General features: G+C 42.4%; 14 protein-coding genes. 6 read left to right on the top strand and 8 right to left on the bottom strand.

What is annotated here, in order from left to right; genetic code table 11:
• Nucleotides 1-131 precede the first annotated feature (131 nt).
• The gene (locus OC193_RS07340; RefSeq protein WP_048658616.1) at nt 132-1,004 is read right to left on the bottom strand and encodes a LysR family transcriptional regulator; all 873 of its coding nucleotides are present in this window, start codon (nt 1,002-1,004) and stop codon (nt 132-134) included.
• 215 nt (nt 1,005-1,219) lie between these two features.
• On the opposite strand from OC193_RS07340, the gene OC193_RS07335 reads away from it, so the two are divergent.
• The 6 genes from OC193_RS07335 to OC193_RS07310 all read left to right on the top strand — a co-directional run bounded on the left by OC193_RS07335 (nt 1,220) and on the right by OC193_RS07310 (nt 8,348).
• On the top strand, nt 1,220-2,479 hold the full coding sequence (locus OC193_RS07335) for an adenylosuccinate synthase (protein ID WP_048658615.1): 1,260 nt from the start codon (nt 1,220-1,222) through the stop codon (nt 2,477-2,479).
• A gap of 364 nt (nt 2,480-2,843) precedes the next feature.
• Nucleotides 2,844-3,773: a LysR family transcriptional regulator gene (locus OC193_RS07330; RefSeq protein ID WP_048658613.1), complete on the top strand. Its 930-nt coding sequence runs from the start codon at nt 2,844-2,846 to the stop codon at nt 3,771-3,773.
• Between the two features lie 563 nt (nt 3,774-4,336).
• Complete coding sequence (locus OC193_RS07325) at nt 4,337-5,428, top strand: calcium:proton antiporter (protein ID WP_048658770.1); 1,092 nt, start codon at nt 4,337-4,339, stop codon at nt 5,426-5,428.
• Nucleotides 5,429-5,495: 67 nt separating this feature from the next.
• Complete coding sequence (locus tag OC193_RS07320) at nt 5,496-6,146, top strand: DedA family protein (RefSeq protein WP_048664917.1); 651 nt, start codon at nt 5,496-5,498, stop codon at nt 6,144-6,146.
• Nucleotides 6,147-6,155: 9 nt separating this feature from the next.
• On the top strand, nt 6,156-7,547 hold the full coding sequence (locus OC193_RS07315; RefSeq protein WP_048664916.1) for a magnesium transporter: 1,392 nt from the start codon (nt 6,156-6,158) through the stop codon (nt 7,545-7,547).
• Nucleotides 7,548-7,697: 150 nt separating this feature from the next.
• A complete protein-coding gene (locus OC193_RS07310; RefSeq protein WP_048664915.1) occupies nt 7,698-8,348 on the top strand; it encodes a MarC family NAAT transporter in 651 nt (216 codons plus the stop codon).
• 451 nt (nt 8,349-8,799) lie between these two features.
• On the opposite strand, the gene OC193_RS07305 is transcribed toward OC193_RS07310, so the two are convergent.
• From OC193_RS07305 to OC193_RS07275, 7 genes are all read right to left on the bottom strand, one after another.
• Complete coding sequence (locus tag OC193_RS07305; protein WP_048664914.1) at nt 8,800-11,853, bottom strand: efflux RND transporter permease subunit; 3,054 nt, start codon at nt 11,851-11,853, stop codon at nt 8,800-8,802.
• The gene (locus OC193_RS07300; RefSeq protein ID WP_048664913.1) at nt 11,853-12,944 is read right to left on the bottom strand and encodes an efflux RND transporter periplasmic adaptor subunit; all 1,092 of its coding nucleotides are present in this window, start codon (nt 12,942-12,944) and stop codon (nt 11,853-11,855) included. The genes OC193_RS07305 and OC193_RS07300 overlap by 1 nt, the downstream gene beginning before the upstream one ends.
• Nucleotides 12,945-13,080: 136 nt before the next feature.
• Entirely contained in the window at nt 13,081-14,880 is a 1,800-nt protein-coding gene (locus OC193_RS07295; protein ID WP_080967356.1) for a mechanosensitive ion channel family protein, read from the bottom strand.
• 698 nt (nt 14,881-15,578) lie between these two features.
• Complete coding sequence (locus OC193_RS07290; RefSeq protein WP_048664904.1) at nt 15,579-16,262, bottom strand: hypothetical protein; 684 nt, start codon at nt 16,260-16,262, stop codon at nt 15,579-15,581.
• 302 nt (nt 16,263-16,564) lie between these two features.
• On the bottom strand, nt 16,565-17,509 hold the full coding sequence (gene secF, locus OC193_RS07285) for a protein translocase subunit SecF (RefSeq protein ID WP_048664903.1): 945 nt from the start codon (nt 17,507-17,509) through the stop codon (nt 16,565-16,567).
• Nucleotides 17,496-19,256, bottom strand: a complete 1,761-nt coding sequence (secD, locus tag OC193_RS07280) for a protein translocase subunit SecD (RefSeq protein ID WP_048664902.1) — start codon at nt 19,254-19,256, stop codon at nt 17,496-17,498. Before secD ends, secF begins: the two co-directional genes overlap by 14 nt.
• A gap of 9 nt (nt 19,257-19,265) precedes the next feature.
• On the bottom strand, nt 19,266-19,703 hold the full coding sequence (locus OC193_RS07275; RefSeq protein ID WP_048664901.1) for a DUF1214 domain-containing protein: 438 nt from the start codon (nt 19,701-19,703) through the stop codon (nt 19,266-19,268).
• Between the last annotated feature and the right edge of the window lie 210 nt (nt 19,704-19,913).

The following is a 19,913-nucleotide window of genomic DNA, read 5'->3' as shown; positions in this document are numbered from 1 at the left end:
TTACAGAAGGAATGGATGATGAGAGATTTAAGTTATTTCTGTAGCCTATTGCTTTGAGCAAGAACGGTGATTTACCGACACAGAAAAGCCCACGCTAGGTAGGCTTAGATAGATCTGACTTGGCGATGGAATTATTGGTTTTGCAACAGGTTAATCTCATCATTCACCCATCCTAACAACTGCTTGGTCGCTTTCGACAAGACTTGATTCTGCCTCACAATATAGCCAAGGCTCGTACTAGAAAAGTTCGCCAATGGTGTGACTTTTGATTTCAGATGTTGCTTGGTTGATATTGCAAATTCAGGGACAATCGCCACACCAAAACCGGCTTCTGCCCAATCGATTTGAGCGTCTACGCTCCCTACTTCCATGACTCTGTGATTGGGTAGGTTTAAACTTGGTAAACCTTCATCGATGAAGTCACGTGTTCTCGTATCATGGCCTAGTAGAATCAAAGTGAGCTCTGCATCAGAATCTTGGATATCAAACCCATCGCCAAGTGCACACCAAGAAAGCTCTTGAAGCTTAGTGAAATATAATGACTCGTTGTGCTGTTCTTTGGCGATAACAAAGCCAATATCCGCCTGAGCATTTTTAACTAAACTCGATGCTTGAGATGACGTGGTATTCAATAGCGTAAGATCAATACCGGGATACTGCGCTTTAAACTTCTGGAACGGGCGAATCAACAAAAATCGAGAAATGATGTCACTCACGGCAATAGTTAACGTCCCGATTTTAAGGTCGTTAATGGCATTGAGATCGGCCTGACAAATTTGCAGTTCAAGTAACGTTCTTTGACTTGTTTCCAATAGTCGCTCACCCGCTTGAGTCAATTGAAATGGGCTTCTCTCAATCAACTTTATACGTGTTTGTTGTTCTAGTTGTTTTAGGTGCAAACTTACGTTGGGTTGCGTCATATGAAGTGCATTGGCCGCTTTCCCAAAATGCTTGTACTCCGCAAGCGTCACAAACGTCTTCAACAAATTAATATCGAGCATCATGTCTCTCCCTCGTGTTACTTACACCAATCCCCAAAATAAGGGACTACCCCAACCCGTCATTCCCTACAGTGAGGGACGAACGTGATAGGGAATCTCGCTTGTGGTTTAAGATCTTAGGGTTATATGGAATCCTTATCAAGATAATAAAGATAATTAATTTCTCTTATCCACTTTGTAGGCCTAACATGATTTCTCAATCAGTCAGGAGAAAAATTATGCCATCTATTGTTGTTGTAGGCGCAAACTGGGGCGACGAAGGCAAAGGCCGTATCGTTGATTTTTTAGCAGACCAAGCTTCTGCTAGCATTCGCTTTCAAGGCGGAAACAATGCTGGCCATACCGTAGTAAACGACTTCGGTACATTCAAACTGCATCAACTACCGAGTGGTATTTTTAATCCTGATTGTACGGCGGTTCTTGGCCCGGGCATGGTGATCAGCCCTGCTGCGTTAACTGAAGAGATCGCAGAAGTACAAGCGGCTGGCATCAAAGTGAAAATGGCGATTTCAGACCGTGCGACATTGTGTCTACCTTTACACGCCCTTGAAGATACGCTTGAAGAAGAGCGTTTAGGCGATGGTGCTTATGGCTCGACACGTCAAGGTATTGCACCAGCGTACGGCGATCGCGTGATGAAGAAAGGCATTCTTGTGGGTTGGTTAAATCAACCTGAGATTTTAGAGCAGCGCATTCAATTCCTGCTTGATTGGAAGATGCCTCAACTTAAAGCGCTATACCCTCAATGTGATTTCACTCAGACAGCTTCTGAAATGACAGAATGGCTACTTGAAGTGACTAAAGCTTGGCGCCCATTCATCTGCAACGTAACTGAGCCGCTTAAAGCACTGCAATCTCAAGACGCCAACTTACTGTTTGAAGCTCAATTAGGCGCAGGTCGCGATCTTGTCTACGGTGAATATCCTTGGACAACATCTTCAAATGTAACCGCAGCTTATGCAGGCATTGGTAGTGGTTTACCTGCCCTTCGCCCTGAGCGTGTTATTGCCGTTGCTAAATCGTTCAGTTCGTCTGTTGGTACTGGCACGCTAGTAACTGCAATGGAAGAGCAAGACAGCTTCCGCGAAAGCTCTAACGAATACGGCGCAACAACAGGTCGCCCACGTGATATGGGTTACTTTGATGCAGTGGCAACTCGTAACGGCGTTGACCTGCAAGCTGCAACGGAAATCGCACTAACTAAGATTGATTGCCTGTCTGGTTTGTCTGAACTTAAGATCTGTACTGCTTACTCAGGTGAGCACACTGAGAACCCGATTTGGCCACAAACGGCTGAGCTAAAACCTGTGTATGAAGATATGGCAGGTTGGAATGAAGACATCACGGGCTGTCGAACCTTTGAAAGCCTTCCTCAAGCGGCACAAGATTACGTTACTCGTATCGAAGAACTGATGGGCGTGCCAATTGTAATGGTATCAGTCGGTCCAGAGCGTGAGCAAATGATCATTAGAGGCTAGGATTCACTTCCAAAGAAAGCTTCTTTAGACAGTATTTTAGCTCACCTAAGACAGTCACTTAGCTCACCCAAAAGCCTCGTAAACGCGAGGCTTTTTTACGAGCGTTTCAAATGAACCACCAATACTGAAGAAGATAAGTGCCTTAATTGCACAGGAATGCACCACCTCATAAACCATTGAGTCGTTTCTGTACTTTTGGGGTCATACATCCCTCATGAAATCATCAGACATTAACAGTCGTAACGTTAGATTAAAGTAAACCTAGCGAGTGGTCGTCATGCTGACACATTTTCGAGCAAAAATGAGTTTGCGTCATTCGCGTTGAACACTACAATGAAAGACTCTCAATAGTTAAGAGCTGACGATGAAAGAACTTCGCGATTTAGATTTAAACCTACTGAAACTATTGCAAGCGGTCGTAGAGACACGCAATACACACCTAGCCGCAGACAAATTAGGGATATCTCAAACCAGTGTCAGCCGCGGTCTGGCTAAGCTAAGAGAAACGTTTGGTGATCAACTTTTTATTCGTAAAGCTCATGGTGTCGAGCCTTCTGAGCTTGCTGAAAAACTAGCTGAAGCAGCCGACCAAATGTTCACGCCATTATTAAAAGTTGTTGAGTCGTATAATAATTTTGAACCACTGCAATTTACCGGCGAAATTACTATTGCGATGAACATTAATTTACTCGAACAATACGGCGATGGCATTTTTAGTGCATTAAGAGAAGCACTACCTACTGCCAGCTTTAAACTGGTTTACTGGCAAGAACAAAGCTTGAGTGAAATACTGAGTGGTCAAATAGATTACATGCTCCATTTTTCTGAGTTTCCGTTGCCACAAGAAATTTATCAACACAGTTTAAAAGAAATCAAACTCAGTATCGTGGCTCGTAAAAACCATCCGATACTTAGCACGAGTAGCGCCTTAGAAGATATCCATCACCTCCCTATTACTCGTATAGTCGCGGATGGAATCAACTCCAAACGAGCTCCCGCTGAAGACTTTTATTTAACAAAAGGTTTTAAGGCCAATATTGTTTTGACTACCCACAGTATTCGAGTTTTACTCAACAAGTTGAAGAACTCTGATGCGATTTTATTTGGTAGTTCATTTCTGACGAAGGGGGACCCAGAACTAAGCTGTTACCCTCTTCCTACTCTTCCAAAAGAGATGAGAACGATACAAATCAATGGTGGTTACTTACAATCAAAACGTGGTTTTCCATTGAACCAACTGTTACACCAAACCATGCAAAGTTTTTTCGATAACGTTGTTCAGCCTGAGATATAACAATTTAGTCCATAGCGTAATTTAGTTTATGGAATAGCTTAGCTCATAGACTAACTTAACCCATTGAATAATAGCGCGACTATAGAGTGACCCCATCACTACGGAGTCACTCGACATCACATCTGCTGTCGGTCGTTTTTCAGGCGTGCCCGTTATACATCCATTAATATAACCTCCATGACACAGACCATCTGCATAGGATGGTTCCCCCTACATCAGCCTTGTGCGGTAAAGACTGTATTCCAACGGTTCTCCACCAGCATATAAGTCAAACGTTCCACTTCTGATTTCGTAAATTCAACATCAAACATATTGAAAACAAACTGAATGGCCAACGACCTTAAGCCAATATTGAAACCTAAAAACTAGAACTCGCCGAATTAGAGAAATTCAGCGTTGGGGTAGATATAAACGCATTTATGAATTTCTCAAATTCATACTCAGGCTTTCCGAACCACCATAAACTGCGAGTCGATCACTACCTTATGGAGGACGTAGTGAACATTCGCGAATTAACAAAGTCAATGGGAACTGACGATGTTGGTGCCAACGAAAAGCTCAAAATGTATAAGACTTTGAAGCAAGAAAAAACACTGCTCCTCGGTATTTTGACTGTTATATTTTTCAAGACTTTTGGTGAAAGCATGCTGACCTCAAGTCTCTCAATCTTCTCTTATGTCATCACTACTGCCGTACTCTTTTATATCACAATGACCGCAATTTTCGCGGTTGTACGTCACTCAGACTCCCTAGCAATCAAGCTAGGAGACCCATTTGGTACACTCATTCTGACATTGTCGGTAATCTCATTAGAAGTGATTATGATCTCTTCCGTGATGCTGACTGGCGATCCAAATCCTGTCCTTGCCCGAGATACGATGTTCGCTGTGATCATGGCGGTATTGAATGGATTTGTCGGTATTACTTTATTAGTGGGTGGGATGAAGTATCACACTCAGTCCTATAATTTGGATGGCATTAAAGCGTATTTGGTTGCCATTATTCCACTCGCAATGCTTTGTTTGATCTTGCCAAACTTTACCAGCAGCAGTGAGAACGGAAACATGTCATTGAGCTTAATGGGCACACTGGTTCTCGCATCCATTGCGTTGTATGGCGTATTTCTGTTCGTACAAACACGTAGCCATATTCACTTCTTCATTGATGCCGACAATAAAAGTGGACACGACCACCACGGCCCGGTAAGTAGCAATCTATTTCACACCATGATGTTGATTGGCTACTTGATCATCGTGATACTTCTTGCAAAAAGCTTAGCCATACCAATTAACGACAGCATTAGCGTTATGGGCGCCCCGCCAGCGCTTGGCGGCCTTATCGTTGCGCTTATTATTCTTGCACCAGAGGCCGTCGGAGCCGTCAAAGCAGCCCTCACAAACCAACTGCAGCGTGCTATCAACCTGTTCTTTGGTTCGGTATTAGCAACGATTGCGCTGACCGTACCGGCCGTTTTACTCATCTCAGGAGTATTGGACCAACCCATTAAATTAGGCCTAAAGCCTGCAGAAATGGTGTTACTGGCCGCCACACTTCTCATGACAAGCGTTAGCTTTAGTAGCGGCAGGACAAACTCACTTAATGGCGCGACCCACCTTGTTCTCTTTTTCGCCTATTTGATTTTGATGTTCGATTAATACCACACGTACCAGCCAAACCATTCGATTTGGCTGGTACGTTGTTTTATGCCACTAAGGAAAGAGTATGAATGAAATATTATCCGCCATTTGGGTACAAGATTTTGACACGCTACTCGAGATCAACTCACTCCATATCTTGCTGCTACTGCTTGCGATGGTGTTATTTCTAGAATCGAGTTTTGTATTTTTACCTCTCCCAGGTGATGGGCTCGTGTTATTTGTTGGAGGGCTGGTTGGATTAGGTGCTGTGGATTTCTATACCGCCCTTACTATTCTAAGCCTATCTGCTTGCTTAGGTACGATTGTCGGTTATCTACAAGGGCGTTGGTTAGAAGGTTCACGCTGGATGGACAAAGTTGAAGTCGTATTACCCGACGAATCATTACCGAGAGCAAGGCACCTTCTCAATAAATTTGGGTTCCTATCGTTGTTCGTATCTCGCTTTGTTCCATTCGTTCGTGTGTTAACCCCTATGCTGATGGGCATTGCACGCCTGAGTTTTATCCGCACAGTCATGATCAGCATGACCAGTTCAATCGTGTGGGCGTTAACACTGCTTTATGCAGGAAAATCCATTATGCGTCATCCATTTCTAAACCAATATCAAGAGCTAATCACTAGGTGGTTTCTCTTCACCAGCTTGTCACTGATGGCAATTGCTTTCATCACCCTATTTATCCGACTTATCCGTAAACGAAACCACATTGCAATGTAGCCAATTACTATGACCTTGATAGCCGTACCACTACCTAACACTGAAGCCGAACGACTGTATTCCAAGTTGATCACAGCGATACAATCCACCAATAGCACTGACATTATCAAGCAGATCGACAATGCTAACCTTACCGATCTTCCATTCGTTATTCGAAAATTCAGCGACCAGCAGCGAGAACAATTTTGGGTATTAATCTGCTCTCAAAAGCCTAAACTTGCTGCTGACTTTCTGGATTACTTAACAGAACCAGAACGTGAACTGTTATTTACAAAACTACCTATCGACAGTGCAAAAGATATTCTTTTGCACATGCGATCTGACGTTCGCCGCTCATTATTACGTGGCTTACCTAAACAGCTTCATCAAGCCCTCGAAGCTTCACTGCCTGAGACTTGGGAGAATGAAGAGAAAGCGTCAATGTCTTTTCCTAGCGGATCCGTTGGGCGTATTTGCAAGAATGAAATCATTAAATTAGAAAGTTGGGCCACCATTTCAGACTTGGAGGCCATTTTACGTGAAGGTGAGCAAAGCTCTGAGCTAATTGAATGGCGCTACATTTACCTGCACGACAAACGTGGTAACTACTTAGGTACGGTCAAAACTCGTAAATTGTTTCTCGCCCAATCTTGGGAAAAGGTGGTTGACCATATCGATAACAGCATCCCAACAGTGCGTGCAGATTTTGACCTTCGATCATTAAAAAGCATTCTCGATTCCACATCACACGCAACTGTGCCTGTTATCAACGAACATGGGTTTCAAATAGGCATTGTTGGCTACACTCAATTGAATAAAGCGTTATACGAAAAATCCAAACAACAACAACGCGAAGCAAGCGGTATATTTGGTGGCGACGAGTTTCGTACCATGCCACTACTGCAGCGTAATATCCGACGCCTTACCTTTTTGTTGCCATCAGTCATATTGAGCTATGCCGCCGTATCGATCATAGCTTCTTTCGAACACATTATTGAACAAATTGCGGTTTTGGCAGCCATTTTACCCTTAGTCGCCAACTTATCAGGTGCTGCTGGGAATCAATCCGTCGCAGTTTCTATTCGAGAGTTATCTACAGAACATATTTCGGCCAAAGATTGGTTGTTTGTTGTCATAAAAGAGCTCCCGATAGGTGTACTCAATGGCATCGCTATTGGTTTGGTCATCGCCCTTCTTATGTTACTCACTCATGGCCAGCAAAGTCACTTGTTACCAGTTATTGTCGCCATTGCCTATACGGTATCGTCAACGCTAGCAGTAATGATCGGTGGCGCTTTACCCCTAGCCCTCAAACGCGCAAACCTCGATCCAGCTATGTTATCGAGTCCGTTACTCACCACATTAACCGATGCAATTTCGTTCTTTAGTGTTCTGTATCTTGCTCAACTAATGCTTCTCTAGCTTGGTCATTTGGTCATTTGGTCATTTGGTCATTTGGTCATTTGGTCATTTGGTCATTTGGTCATTATTTTGATTCTAGATTAAGTCATTACCTAATTATTTAGCCGCCGCTCAAATACACATAAACCCCAAAATATAAAAGGGAACCGTATGCATTTAGAAACGTTATTCACTTATTTGACTCTCACCGTTCTTGGCTTATTGCCGATGATGAACCCTCCAGCCGCCGCTACTGTTCTTCTTGGTTTAAGTAAAGGACGAGACAAAAGTTACATCGTTTCACAAGCGAAAACTGTTGGGATTTACCTGTTCATTGCTATGTGTGTCACCTTCTTCATTGGTGCTTCCGTTTTAGAACTGTTTAGTATTTCAATTCCGAGCTTACGCTTAGGTGGCGGGATTATCATTTGTGCTATTGGCTTTAACATGCTGTTTCCAAAACCAGAAAGCATGGATGGCAGTGTCGGGCAAGATTCCATCGCATTGGTGCCGCTTACCATTCCATCGTTGTGTGGCCCCGGAACAATGGCACTGATCATTAGCCTTGCCGCTGAAATCGCGTCTAGCGAGGAAGAGTTAGAAAAGATAAGTATTTATACAGGGGTAATTGGAGGGTTTGGTGTCGTTAGCTTAGTCGCCGCTTTTATTCTGAGTATGGCTTACCCGTTACTTAAAGCTTTGGGACAGAATGGTATTAACGCCTTTACTCGTATTATGGGCTTTCTGCTTATCTGCATGGGTGTGCAGTTCTTTACTATCGGTATCACTGAAATCGTACAAGACATCAGCGTATTGCTGTAATTTTCGTATCCCCCACACTGTAGGTTAGCGATCTGTGTGGGGTTTTCTGTTTAAATAAAAGCATCCAGTTTCCACTCCAGCAGATCACAATGCTATCCCCTCAAGATACACACTCAATCTTCTAATCACCCCATGACTTTTTGTTCTCACATTTAAAGCCCCTGTCTACCCGGTAAAGGCTTACACCTTCAACGAAATCTGCCTAGGTTTTCCTCACAAAGATTCGATAGCAAGGTATGGACGTTTTAAGGCTGTCACACAGGTAGCTTTCTAACTGATTCAGTTGATACATTGATGACAGCATGTATCTTCAATCGAGTTTGAATACTAAATCGTTCATTTTTCCTAGCTAATACAAACGAAAAAGCTGATACCAACATTGTTAGCATCAGCTTTATATTGAACAACTCTGGACGTTCTTTCCTAATGAGAGGTATTGAACATTGAGGTGTTAACGATAGCTTACTCGGTACAGCAAGGCGTAAATCACAGGCAATACGATTAATGTTAATAAAGTAGCAAACCCTAGCCCAAATATAATGGTCACCGCCATCGACTGGAAGAAGGCATCAAAAACCAATGGAACCATACCAAGCATGGTGGTAATTGCTGCCATACAGACAGGTCGAACACGACTTACACTGGCATCCACAATCGCATGGCTAAGGTTCGAACCTTGGTCGGTTTCGATATTGATTTGCTCTACCAACACAATGCCATTCTTCACAATCATGCCTGATAAACTTAACAACCCTAGTAATGCCGTGAACGAGAACGGGATATTCATTAACAGTAAGCCCGCACTCACACCAATCAATGCTAACGGTACGGTTAGCCAAATCGCCAAAGGCTGGCGAATGGTGTTAAACAATAATACCGTAATCAAGAACATGATCAGATAGCCCATTGGCAATGAACCCATTAGGTTATTGGTGGCCTTTTGCTGACTTTCGTATTCACCGCCCCACTCAAAATGATAACCTTGAGGGAGTTTAATCGCTTCGATCTTTGGTGCGACCAAACGGCGTAAAGACTCAGCCGTATCATCACCAAATGGTGTCACATCTGCCATAACAGAAATCACGCGTTTAAAGTTTCGGCGAACAATTAATGAGTCTTCCGTCGTCAGGTTAAAGTCGGAAACCACCTGTGTTATTGGGATATAACGGCTTTGGTCTTGGCTCCAAACTTGTAGCTCAGGTAATCTGTCAATATCAAAACGTTCTCCATCTGGCGCACGCATAACAATCGGCATGATATGGCTACCATCTCTGAACAGCCCTATTTGCTCTCCATCTAAATTGCGTAACAAGGTTCTATCAAGATCACTCTTGGTTATCCCTACCCGCCTTGCCGCGGCACCATCAAGTTGCGGTTCAAGCACCTGAGTCTTTTCTCGCCACGAGTGACGAACTGCGGTTGCTTTTGGCTCATTGCGCATAATCTCATTCGCTTGGGCAGCAAGTTTTCTCAATACTTGTGGATCTGAACCATAAAAACGCGCTTCAACCTTAGCGGCGGGGGCTGGCCCTAAGTCCATTAACTTAAACTTAAAATCACTGTCTGGATGTAGACTTTCAAGTTTTGATCTCATCTGGGGCAACATACTTTCGATCGCGGCTAAATCTTTAGCTTCAACAATCAATTGCCCGTAACTGCTGTATGACTTTTCAGGTGCATAAGTCAGAATGAATCGCTGTGCACCGGTTCCTATGACGGTCGTGACATTATGAACATCATTAAACTCACTCACGGTATGTTCAATCTGTTCTAGGCGTTGTTCGGTTTCACGAATGTCAGTGCCTTGTTGCAGCCACACATCTACATAAAAAATGGGGGTATTCGATGGTGGGAAAAAAGCTTGTTTTACAGAGCCAAAACCAATCACAGCGGAGATGAGCAATGTCAGAGTGATGAGCATAGTCGCAATACGGTTTTTCAATGCGGTATTGAGAACCGTGCGATACAAGGTAAATATCAATCCTCGATAAGGGTCGACCTGCTCTGAGTCCCCTTTGGCTATTTCTTCTTTAAACATCAGCTCGCAGAAGAAAGGCGTTAACGTGATCGCCAGTACCCAACTTAACACCAACGAGATCGCTAATACTTGGAATAAAGACCCTAAGAAATCTCCCGTTGCGTCGGCAGACAATCCAATCGGAGCAAACGCGATAATACCGATCAGTGTCGCGCCAAGCAGTGGCCACTGCGTTTGTTTAACTACAGATTCAATTGCTTGACGTTTGGTAAGCCCACGCTTAAGACCAATCAATACGCCTTCCGTTATCACTATTGCATTATCAACGAGCATTCCGAGTGCAATGATCAAAGCACCAAGCGAAATGATTTGAATCTCAACGCCTAGAATACTCATTCCAATGAAGGTACCGAGGATAGTCAGTAATAAAATAGCCCCCATTAAAATCCCTGAACGCAAACCCATTGCAAATAACAACACGACAATAACAATCAATACCGCTTCCACTAAGCTCATCACAAAGTCAGACACCGATTTATCAACCGCATCGCCTTGGTCGTACACTTTGTTCAATTCAATGCCGATTGGGCGAGCAAAGTCGAGTTCAGACAATTTATTACTGACACGTTCACTCACATCAACCACATTGACGCTGTTCGCAAACGAGATCCCAAGAGAAATGGCTTGTTCACCATTGTTACGATACAAGGTATAAGCTTTATCCTGAAACTGACGGCTTACCTCTGCGATATCACCTAATTGGATCAGATCATTGCTTCCCGGCGGGCTAAATTTAAATGACTTTAACGCTTCAACTTCATTAAACTCACCAGAGGAATGGATTCGGATCGATTGTCCATCAAGTAGTAAATCACCACCATTGGACACCATGTTCTGATTTTGAATCAAACGAGAAAGCCAAGCAGGATCGAGATTCAACGTATTAAGATCTTGCTGGGCAATCTCAATCACAATATGTTCAGAGACTAGCCCGGCCAAGTTAACTTTCTTTACCCCTTTAATGGCAAGAAGCTCACGTTGAAGGTATTCACCGTAATTTTGCAGCTCGCGATAAGTGTATTCATTACTCGTAATGTTGTAGAGAATGCCATACACATCGCTAAAATCATCAATGACTTGCGATGGATTCACTCCCGGGGACATTCTAGGCTGAATATCATTCACCTTACGGCGCAATTCATCCCATACCTGAGGTTGTTGTTCTGCTTGTATGGTCTCTTTTAATATCACCGCAATCTGAGAAAGTCCCGCAGTCGTAAAAGATTCAACATCTCTAACGTATTCAAGCTGAGAAATCGCACGTTCAAGCGGTAAGGTGACTTCCTCCTCAACTTGCATTGCAGAGGCACCAGGGTACGTGGTGTTGACCATGGCTTGTGGAATAGGGAATGCTGGAAATTCCAATTGCCCTAAACCACGAAAAGAAAGTACACCGCCCACTAATAGGATGACAACCACTAGCCAACTTATGACTTTGTTTTTAATTGCGTAATTAGTCAGGTTCATTATAAACCTCGCTCACGAACAATAGGCGTAACTCTCATACCCTGTGACAATTGACTCACACCGGCACTCACCACATAACTGTTCTGAGATAAATCTCCAGAAACCACTGCACCACGCGACGACACGCCTTGAATTTTGATATCTAACGGAAAGACTTGTCCATCCTTGTATACCCAAACTTGCGATTGCCCCAAAAGGTCATTATCCAAAATGGCACTGGCAGGAATGACAAAACGTTGCGTACCTTGCTTATCGGCAATGATTTTATCGATATCAAGATGAAGCGTCGCTCCCATACCTGGGTACACTGTGTGATTATCTTTTGGTGTGTCCAGTGTAAAGGTCACCTCATAGCTTTGTGTGCCTGCTGTTGCTTGCGTTTTGTGCTGCTTATAAGCGACAGGATAGGAAACCGCCGATCCATTAAAGGTCGCTAATGGCTTGTAAGATGGGTCGATTCTCTTTGCATCCATCTGGCTGAGTACGTTCTCCGGTAACTGGATAGTAAGATCAATCATTTCATGATCTTGCAAAAGAACGATACCTTGGTGAGCTTGCACTTGTTGATGATTTTCAATGTGAGTCGTTGCTATTCGACCACTGTAAGGTGCAGTAATGACAGTATCTTTCAGCCTATCTTCAGCTAGTTGTAGAGAACCTTGTGCAACTTGAAGGCGAGCATGAATGCCATCAAATTCAGCTTGAGCCAATAGATTTTTATTCATCATTTGCGTTGCGCGATCTAATTCTCTTTTGACTAAATCAAACTCCGACTTTTTTAACGCAACTTCCGTTTTAAAATCTCGCTGATCAAGTCGAGCAATGATCTCTCCTTTTGTTACTCGTTGAGATGGCTTTAAGTTAAATTCCACCACTTCACCACCCACTCGGAAAGCAAGCTCAACTTCCTTAGACGCAGAGACTTGGGCTGGAAAACGTCTTATTTCTTGATGACCCACGGTTTGGACTTCAGTCAAACGAACAGGGCGAGGAGTATCGCCTATGAGTGGTGAATCTTCGGTCGAACATCCTGTTGACATAAGTAAAACAGATAAAGAAAGAAGTATGCGCGAAGGACGAACACGAGGCATAGATATCTCCAAAGTAGCTTAAATATTTGACGCTACTTTGGAGTAAATAGAAGGTAAACACGATGAATTAGAGAAATTCAAATTAGCGATAATAGCCTTAGGTAAAGCGTGTTTTTCTAGCCATTAGCGTGTTCTTCTAGCCATTAGCATTTGCTCGAACTGCTGAACTCTTGGCTGGATACATAATGCTGTCTTTAATCCCATCTTTAAATTCATAACTAAAGTCAGGAAACGGATAGTTATTATTATCTTGCCATTGCTTAACTGTTTCGCTCGCTTTCTCTTTTAGTTCCTCATCAATGGGTTTAAGTCCCTGCGTAAGTTGGTATTGATTGGAGAACGCCAACTGGGCACCGACGGCTTCAATTTGCTGCATCACCGAAAACATCACGTCCTCTTGAACAGCAAGAAACTCGTCATGGTCTTTGCATATAATATAAGCGAGTAAATCGATATGTATCGCAAACTCACCGACACCTACAAACCTTGCCCTCACCGGATCTTCATCGAGTTTAGGATGTTGTAATAGCAGCCGCCTTATACCAACAACAAGGAGTTTCAGTTGATCTTGAGTCAGCTCAGAACGTAACCTCAAACGGTGATTCATCCGGCGCTTGTCACGGCGTTCTAGATTATCAATTTCCATGTTGGCAAACTCGGAATTGGGAATAGTGATTAAAGAGCGTTCTAATGTTCTGATTCGCGTAGAACGTAGCCCTATGCTCTCAATCGTTCCTAAATTGTCACCATAGCGACACAGCTCACCAATTTTAATTCCACCGTCAGCATACAAAGTCAGTCCATTAATCACGTTTTCCAATACCGGGCGAATAGCGAGCGCCACCGCTAAACCACCAACGCCTAAGCCCGTAACAATTGGAGAAATTGAAAAGCCCATGAAATCGACCACGTAAATGCCCAAAATGGCAATCGTAAGGCCACCAAAAATACGCGCGAGTACCGTAATTAAAGAGGAATCAACATACTTGCCTTCGTGTTTATTAAATACATACAGCTCAGCAAAGTAATTGAAGATGGTCATAATCAACCACGAAACGAAGAAAAACTGCCCAATTAGAAAAGAGGTAGACAAAAACTGGTAGATACCTCCAGTGATCCAGATTCCGTCATCAATCACTTTTCGGGTAATAAACAGTATAAAGACAACCCCAACGAGAGATAACTGGCGGCCAATTTGCCATTTCAACCCATTTCGATACCAATGTAAGTTCCAGCGTTCACCAAAAGAAAAACTTAACTTAATCATAAATCGACATAGTAAAAATACGCTTACTAAAGCGAACCACTGCCAAAGAGGAATCGATGCGTACAAGGTATTAAAGCTTTCTGGTAAAGACTGAATCACTGAGATTGAAAACAGCGGGCCAGGGAGAATTAGAAACTCATGGTATAGATCAATGTCATGTTCATTTTTCTCAGTGGACATTGATATCAAACGATACCATTTAGATAAGCTGTTAACGGATGTGGCCGTAAATAGATATTGGCCGACTTTCTCACCACTCATCTGCTTAGCGATTAAGATGTCGGTGTTCGCAAGACGCCACTGGCTCCCAGACTCACCTTCTGTCGACGTAGTTTCTGAAGGGTGTAATTGAACGTCTTGCCCTAACCTATTTAGAATTTCGTGGAGCAAAATGATTCTTTCCATCACGACTACGGTTCTACTGCGATTAGGAAGATGTGACAGATCCATGGTACGAATTACTTGAGCATAAGCATGTTGGGCTTCAGGTAAATGGAGTTGTTCAAGCTGCCAATAATGGAGCACGTGCTCAGAATACGTAATAAAACCAGACAAGGTGCTATTGGGCGTTGAGGTATCTACAAAGCCGAGCTTGTCTTGACCGTGAACCAATGAACTAAGCAAAAGAATTTGGGTTGAAAAGAAAAGAGTTACAAGTCGAGTGACCATAATTGACCTTTGATTTAGTAGAGAGGCTCTATCTGGGTTCATACAGTTTCACTGATGGCGCCAATAATAATTAACATAAATCAAGAACGGTTCTTTGCGACTTGAGTAATAATGAATTTCTCTAATTCATGTTTCACTCGAAGAAATCATGCGATAAATAGTCATCAGAAAATTGATGGAGATAATCCATGAAATACTTTCCACTTATTGCCATTATTCTTGGTTATTTGATTTTCATGTCATTTTTAACGTTACGGATATAATCATAAATAGATTTAATTAACCTTCGCATAGTGGCTTACTTCACTATGCGATTAAACGTCACAGTACGATTCAACGTCTCTATTTGGTACAAATCGTTTCAACTCATTCCCCCTATCACAAACAAGAACCCACACATAACCACCACATAAGAAGACAACCAAAAGTAGATGTATTTAAAGGGTACTTTCCCGTAGAGAATTAATGGTTGATCGGTTATTATTTTCATGCATGAAAACCTTTATTCTTTAAATATTTAATAAAAATTCATTGATGGACAGAATTCGCGTTAACTATTAACTATTAACTATTAACTATTAACTATTAACTATTAACTATTAACTATTAAACAGCGACTATTAAACAGCGACTAGTTAAGAGACTGTACACTTCATCAATGAAATAAATACAGCAACTTAACAATGGAGGCTTGTCTGTTAAAATCTCATGTTGTAGCGGATACCTGTATAATGATCATTATTTTCATCGTAGCGGTATGTTGTTTCAACAAACTGATTCGGTGTCACTTTGAAGCCTAGATTGGTTTCAATGGATGAATCTCGGTAACTATCTTTACCGCCGACTTTCTGTTTTTGATCATTAAAGCTGTAAGTATATTCTGGTGTAATATCAAGCCAAACGACACGATTAAATGCGTAGGTCATGGTCAGTGCCGCACTCGCTAGATAACTTGTATTTTTTGATAGGTCATTGTTATTTAAACCTAAACCTAATTTTGGAGAGATGCTGAAATTAGAGTCAATCGATGTTGTATTTATCGCATTAATAAAAACCGTACGTGAATTTTTGCTTGTATCGCGATAATCCGTATCCCAAAGATAATCCAGTTGCAATGCTGCATCACGATTGCTATTCGCTAATGTCGCAATAAAGTTATGTTGATAAAAATCATTCGCTCCAATGTACTCAAGCATGGCTGAACCATTGCTAAAATCCTGACTTGCAGCAATACCTGCGGTAAACCCATCACTATCATAACCTAGGTTTGCATAAGAATACGTCGACACTGGGTTTGAAAAATCGATGTCCTGATTTGCATTTGCAGCAACTGAAAGAGTTAAAGGTAAAATAGCAGAGATAGTTAATACGATTTTTTTCACAATGTATTCCTTAATATTTAATGTCGAGGTAATTGTACTCAATCGCATCTTGTTTACGACGAATTACAGAAATTCAAAATAGAGGTCACTGTAAATCATTACTAATACAAAATTAATGATAGAGACATACTATTATCTTTACTTTATATTTAAATCCAACAGCATTATTATTAGATAATATTAAATGTAATGACGACAATAACATTTAGACACTGATTAAATTTTCTTAGGCAAAAGAAAGGCTCCAATATAGGAGCCATAAAGCTTAAATTTGCTATTAGTTATTAGTTATTGACTATTAGTTATTGGCTATGAATAGGGTGACCGCCTTCATCTAACAAAGGAGCTTTGGGCTTATAATGATCAGCTGACAAACCAATCCTTTCCGGTATTGCGGTTCCAATCACCAGCGAAGACCAAGTACCCACAATAATCCCGGCAAACAATGCAAACGCAAAGCCACTTAATGTGCCACCTGCGATAAGGCCGATACTGCTTACTGTCAATAACGTCGTTCCAGATGTCACTAAAGTCCTAAACAACGACGCCCTTATCGCCTGATCCGTTGACTCACTGGTACTTTGATTCGGTCTACGGGTCAGGTACTCACGGATTCGATCTCCGATCACAATAGAGTCATTGAGTGAATACCCCACGACCGCAAGCAATGCCGCCAGTGCCGTCAGATTAAATTCAATCGAAAACAAGACAAACAACGCTAAAACCACCAGCACATCATGTAACAGAGCAACAATCGCTCCCAAGGCTAATCGCCATTCAAACCGCACGGTTAAATAAAACATAATAGCGATAGATGCAACGAGCAGAGCCAAACCACCTTGTTCAAATAATTGCTCACCGACTTGCGCACCAACAACCGAGCTAGACACTAGATTAAGGGGATGACCTAGTTCCAATTCCACGGCTCTCAACCACTGCAACAACTCCAACTCACCCGTTCCGCCGATAGGAAACTGTAACTGCCAAGTTTGGTAGGTAACATCGGGCACTAGATTGGGTAATTCATCAAATACCGTATTCAAAGCTGACTGCATCGCTTCCAAAGTCACTGGAATATCTGTATTGACAACATGAGAGATACCACCGGTAAACTCAAGCCCAAGCGTGAAACTTTTGGTCGATATCAGGACAATTGATATAAACATCAACCCAAGTGAAACCAATAAACCGTTCCACCTTACTTTTGACCACTGAATATCAGCGACCAACTGGTCAAACTTTGTCATTCTCATACCCCCAAAGTTTTGTCATCCACATTTGGCTATAAAATAATCCCGTAAACATACTGGTCAACAGTCCAATCCCGAGTGTTATGGCAAAGCCCTTCACGGCACCATAACCAATCGCAAACAGAATAATCGCAGTGATCAACGACGTAAGGTTTGCGTCAATAATCGTACTTCTAGCCTCTTTATAACCTCTCGGTATCGCACTCGATAGCGATCTTCCTGAACGCATTTCTTCTTTGATTCGTTCAAACACCAGAACGTTAGTATCAACCGCCATGCCCATGGTGAGTACAAGGCCCGCAATACCCGGCAAAGTAAGCGTTGCTCCCGGTATCAATGATAAGAAACCCACAATCATGACAATATTGGTGATAAGCGCGGCACAAGCAATAACGCCAAATCTTCGGTACAAAACAAGCATCGACAAAAATGTCAGAGCTAAACCAACCAATACAGCAAGTAGACCTTTTTGAATGTTTTCTTCACCTAGGCTTGGACCAATCACTTGCTCATCAATAATGGTTACAGGTACGGTCAATGAGCCAGAACGTAAAATTAGCGCCAAGTCTTGAGCGTCAGAAATCTGCCCGATCCCCGTAATTCTAAAACGACTTCCTAATTGGCTTTGGATGGTAGCGATGTTGATCACTTCATGCCGTTGAACAAGTTGGTTGTTGTGATCTTGATGATATTCGCTGTATAAGGTCACCATAGGTTTACCGATGTTGCTCCGTGAGAAGTCAGACATTTTGCTGCCTCCCGCACTGCTCAACACTAGGTTCACTTCAGGTTGTCCAAACTCGCCAACCGATGCGGATGCACCAATAATGTACTCTCCCGTTAACACCGGCTGCCTAGACAGACGTACAGGTTCTCCATCACGCGTGTCATGAACCTGTGCAGCTTGGCTTGAATCTACAACCGTATGAAAAGAGATTGTCGCCGTCGCACCAATAACACGCTTTGCAATTTGCGGGTCTTGAACTCCAGGAAGCTCAATCAATATACGGTCAGCGCCCTGACGTTGGGTTACAGCTTCAGTGATGCCTAAACTTTCAATACGCTGACGCATGATATTTAAGGTTTGCTGCATAGCGAGGCTTGCTTGCTCCTCCTGGACACTTTCTTCAAGCGTAAAACGCAATACATTCTCATTTACGCTGACTTTCCATTCGGGAAACTGCGAACGCATTTGATCGGTTAAGCTTTGAGTATTGTTGGAATCCTTTCTATTCGAGTTGGTAAGAATTACCGAAAATCCATTGTTATCGATATCAGTAATTCGACTACGTATTCCTTGTGCACTAGCCAAATGTCGGACATTGGTAGACGTCGCTTCGACCAAACTTCTCGCACTTTCATTGACTTCTACTTGCAACATAAACTGCACGCCACCACGCAGATCCAACCCAAGATTGATCGGCGTTAGCCCTATGTGACTGAAGAGTTGAGGAGCGGCACTGACGAATGAAAAATGAGAATGAGCCAAAGGAAACGCCAATGACAATGCCTGTTGCGCTTCTCGTTGTTCTGCTTTGCTTTCAAAGATTAACGTAGTTTCGTCTTGTCGATTATCAATACCTAACGGAGTTATCTGATTTTCAACTAACGTGCTTAGTAAAGGCTCAATGGATAAGGTGCTGTCAGCGTGATTTAGAACCAAAGCAGGCTTTTCGCCAAAAAAGCTCGGTATTGCGCTAATCAGTAAGAGAATCAGCAAGAAATAAGCAAATATTCTTTTCATTTCTCTATCCTATAAGTACACATACTTCACAAGGTAAAAACTGCCTTCTGGTGCCTTTAACCAGTTCGTCGTATTTACATCGCCTGGTCGGTGCTTCGATATTTTGATGAGTAAGCTGCCGTCAAGTTCTCGATGAAAATTCATGTTGTCGATATTGGTAAGTAATTTCTGACCACCGTCTGCCATCTCATCACTTTGTCCATCAATAATAACGATCGACCACAAATCGCTTTCCGCTTCTTCCTTTGTAATTCGGTACGTCAGAGATTGATTATTCTTGATTTGTTTAACGTCGCTCGTTGCTTGAACTTGAGGGTCACTGTCATAAATAAGCTTCGCTATTGCCGAAATATCATCCAACATTACGCTCGAAGACCATGCAAGGCTTGAGAAGAAACCGCTGACTAGAAGAGTGAATGGCAAAAGGTTTGTTCTGAATTTTTTCATTAGGTTAACAACTGTGACTTGATGCTAATTAGGCTCTTATTTGAACCTATCTCCTTTGCTGCATTAGGTTTCCTTTCCTAGAAAACCATGAATGCGGTGATCATAAATAGCCAACAGTATTCTGAATACGGTTTACAGAAATTCAAATATGACTTGAGAGGTCCACATTTGAATTTCTCTAATTCTTTGAGTCATTCAGTCAAGTAGAGC

This window comes from Vibrio crassostreae (genome assembly GCF_024347415.1).
In the GTDB taxonomy this organism is placed as follows: domain Bacteria; phylum Pseudomonadota; class Gammaproteobacteria; order Enterobacterales; family Vibrionaceae; genus Vibrio; species Vibrio crassostreae.
Note: the sequence above shows the minus strand (reverse complement) of the source record. Positions and strands in the feature narration are given on the sequence as shown.

Coding starts and splice junctions, on each gene's coding strand:
- OC193_RS07340 (WP_048658616.1), bottom strand. CDS start 1,004: ATGATGCTCGATATTAATTTGTTGAAGACGTTTGTGACGCTTGCGGAG.
- OC193_RS07335 (WP_048658615.1), top strand. CDS start 1,220: ATGCCATCTATTGTTGTTGTAGGCGCAAACTGGGGCGACGAAGGCAAA.
- OC193_RS07330 (WP_048658613.1), top strand. CDS start 2,844: ATGAAAGAACTTCGCGATTTAGATTTAAACCTACTGAAACTATTGCAA.
- OC193_RS07325 (WP_048658770.1), top strand. CDS start 4,337: ATGTATAAGACTTTGAAGCAAGAAAAAACACTGCTCCTCGGTATTTTG.
- OC193_RS07320 (WP_048664917.1), top strand. CDS start 5,496: ATGAATGAAATATTATCCGCCATTTGGGTACAAGATTTTGACACGCTA.
- OC193_RS07315 (WP_048664916.1), top strand. CDS start 6,156: ATGACCTTGATAGCCGTACCACTACCTAACACTGAAGCCGAACGACTG.
- OC193_RS07310 (WP_048664915.1), top strand. CDS start 7,698: ATGCATTTAGAAACGTTATTCACTTATTTGACTCTCACCGTTCTTGGC.
- OC193_RS07305 (WP_048664914.1), bottom strand. CDS start 11,853: ATGAACCTGACTAATTACGCAATTAAAAACAAAGTCATAAGTTGGCTA.
- OC193_RS07300 (WP_048664913.1), bottom strand. CDS start 12,944: ATGCCTCGTGTTCGTCCTTCGCGCATACTTCTTTCTTTATCTGTTTTA.
- OC193_RS07295 (WP_080967356.1), bottom strand. CDS start 14,880: ATGGTCACTCGACTTGTAACTCTTTTCTTTTCAACCCAAATTCTTTTG.
- secF (WP_048664903.1), bottom strand. CDS start 17,509: ATGACAAAGTTTGACCAGTTGGTCGCTGATATTCAGTGGTCAAAAGTA.
- secD (WP_048664902.1), bottom strand. CDS start 19,256: ATGAAAAGAATATTTGCTTATTTCTTGCTGATTCTCTTACTGATTAGC.
- OC193_RS07275 (WP_048664901.1), bottom strand. CDS start 19,703: ATGAAAAAATTCAGAACAAACCTTTTGCCATTCACTCTTCTAGTCAGC.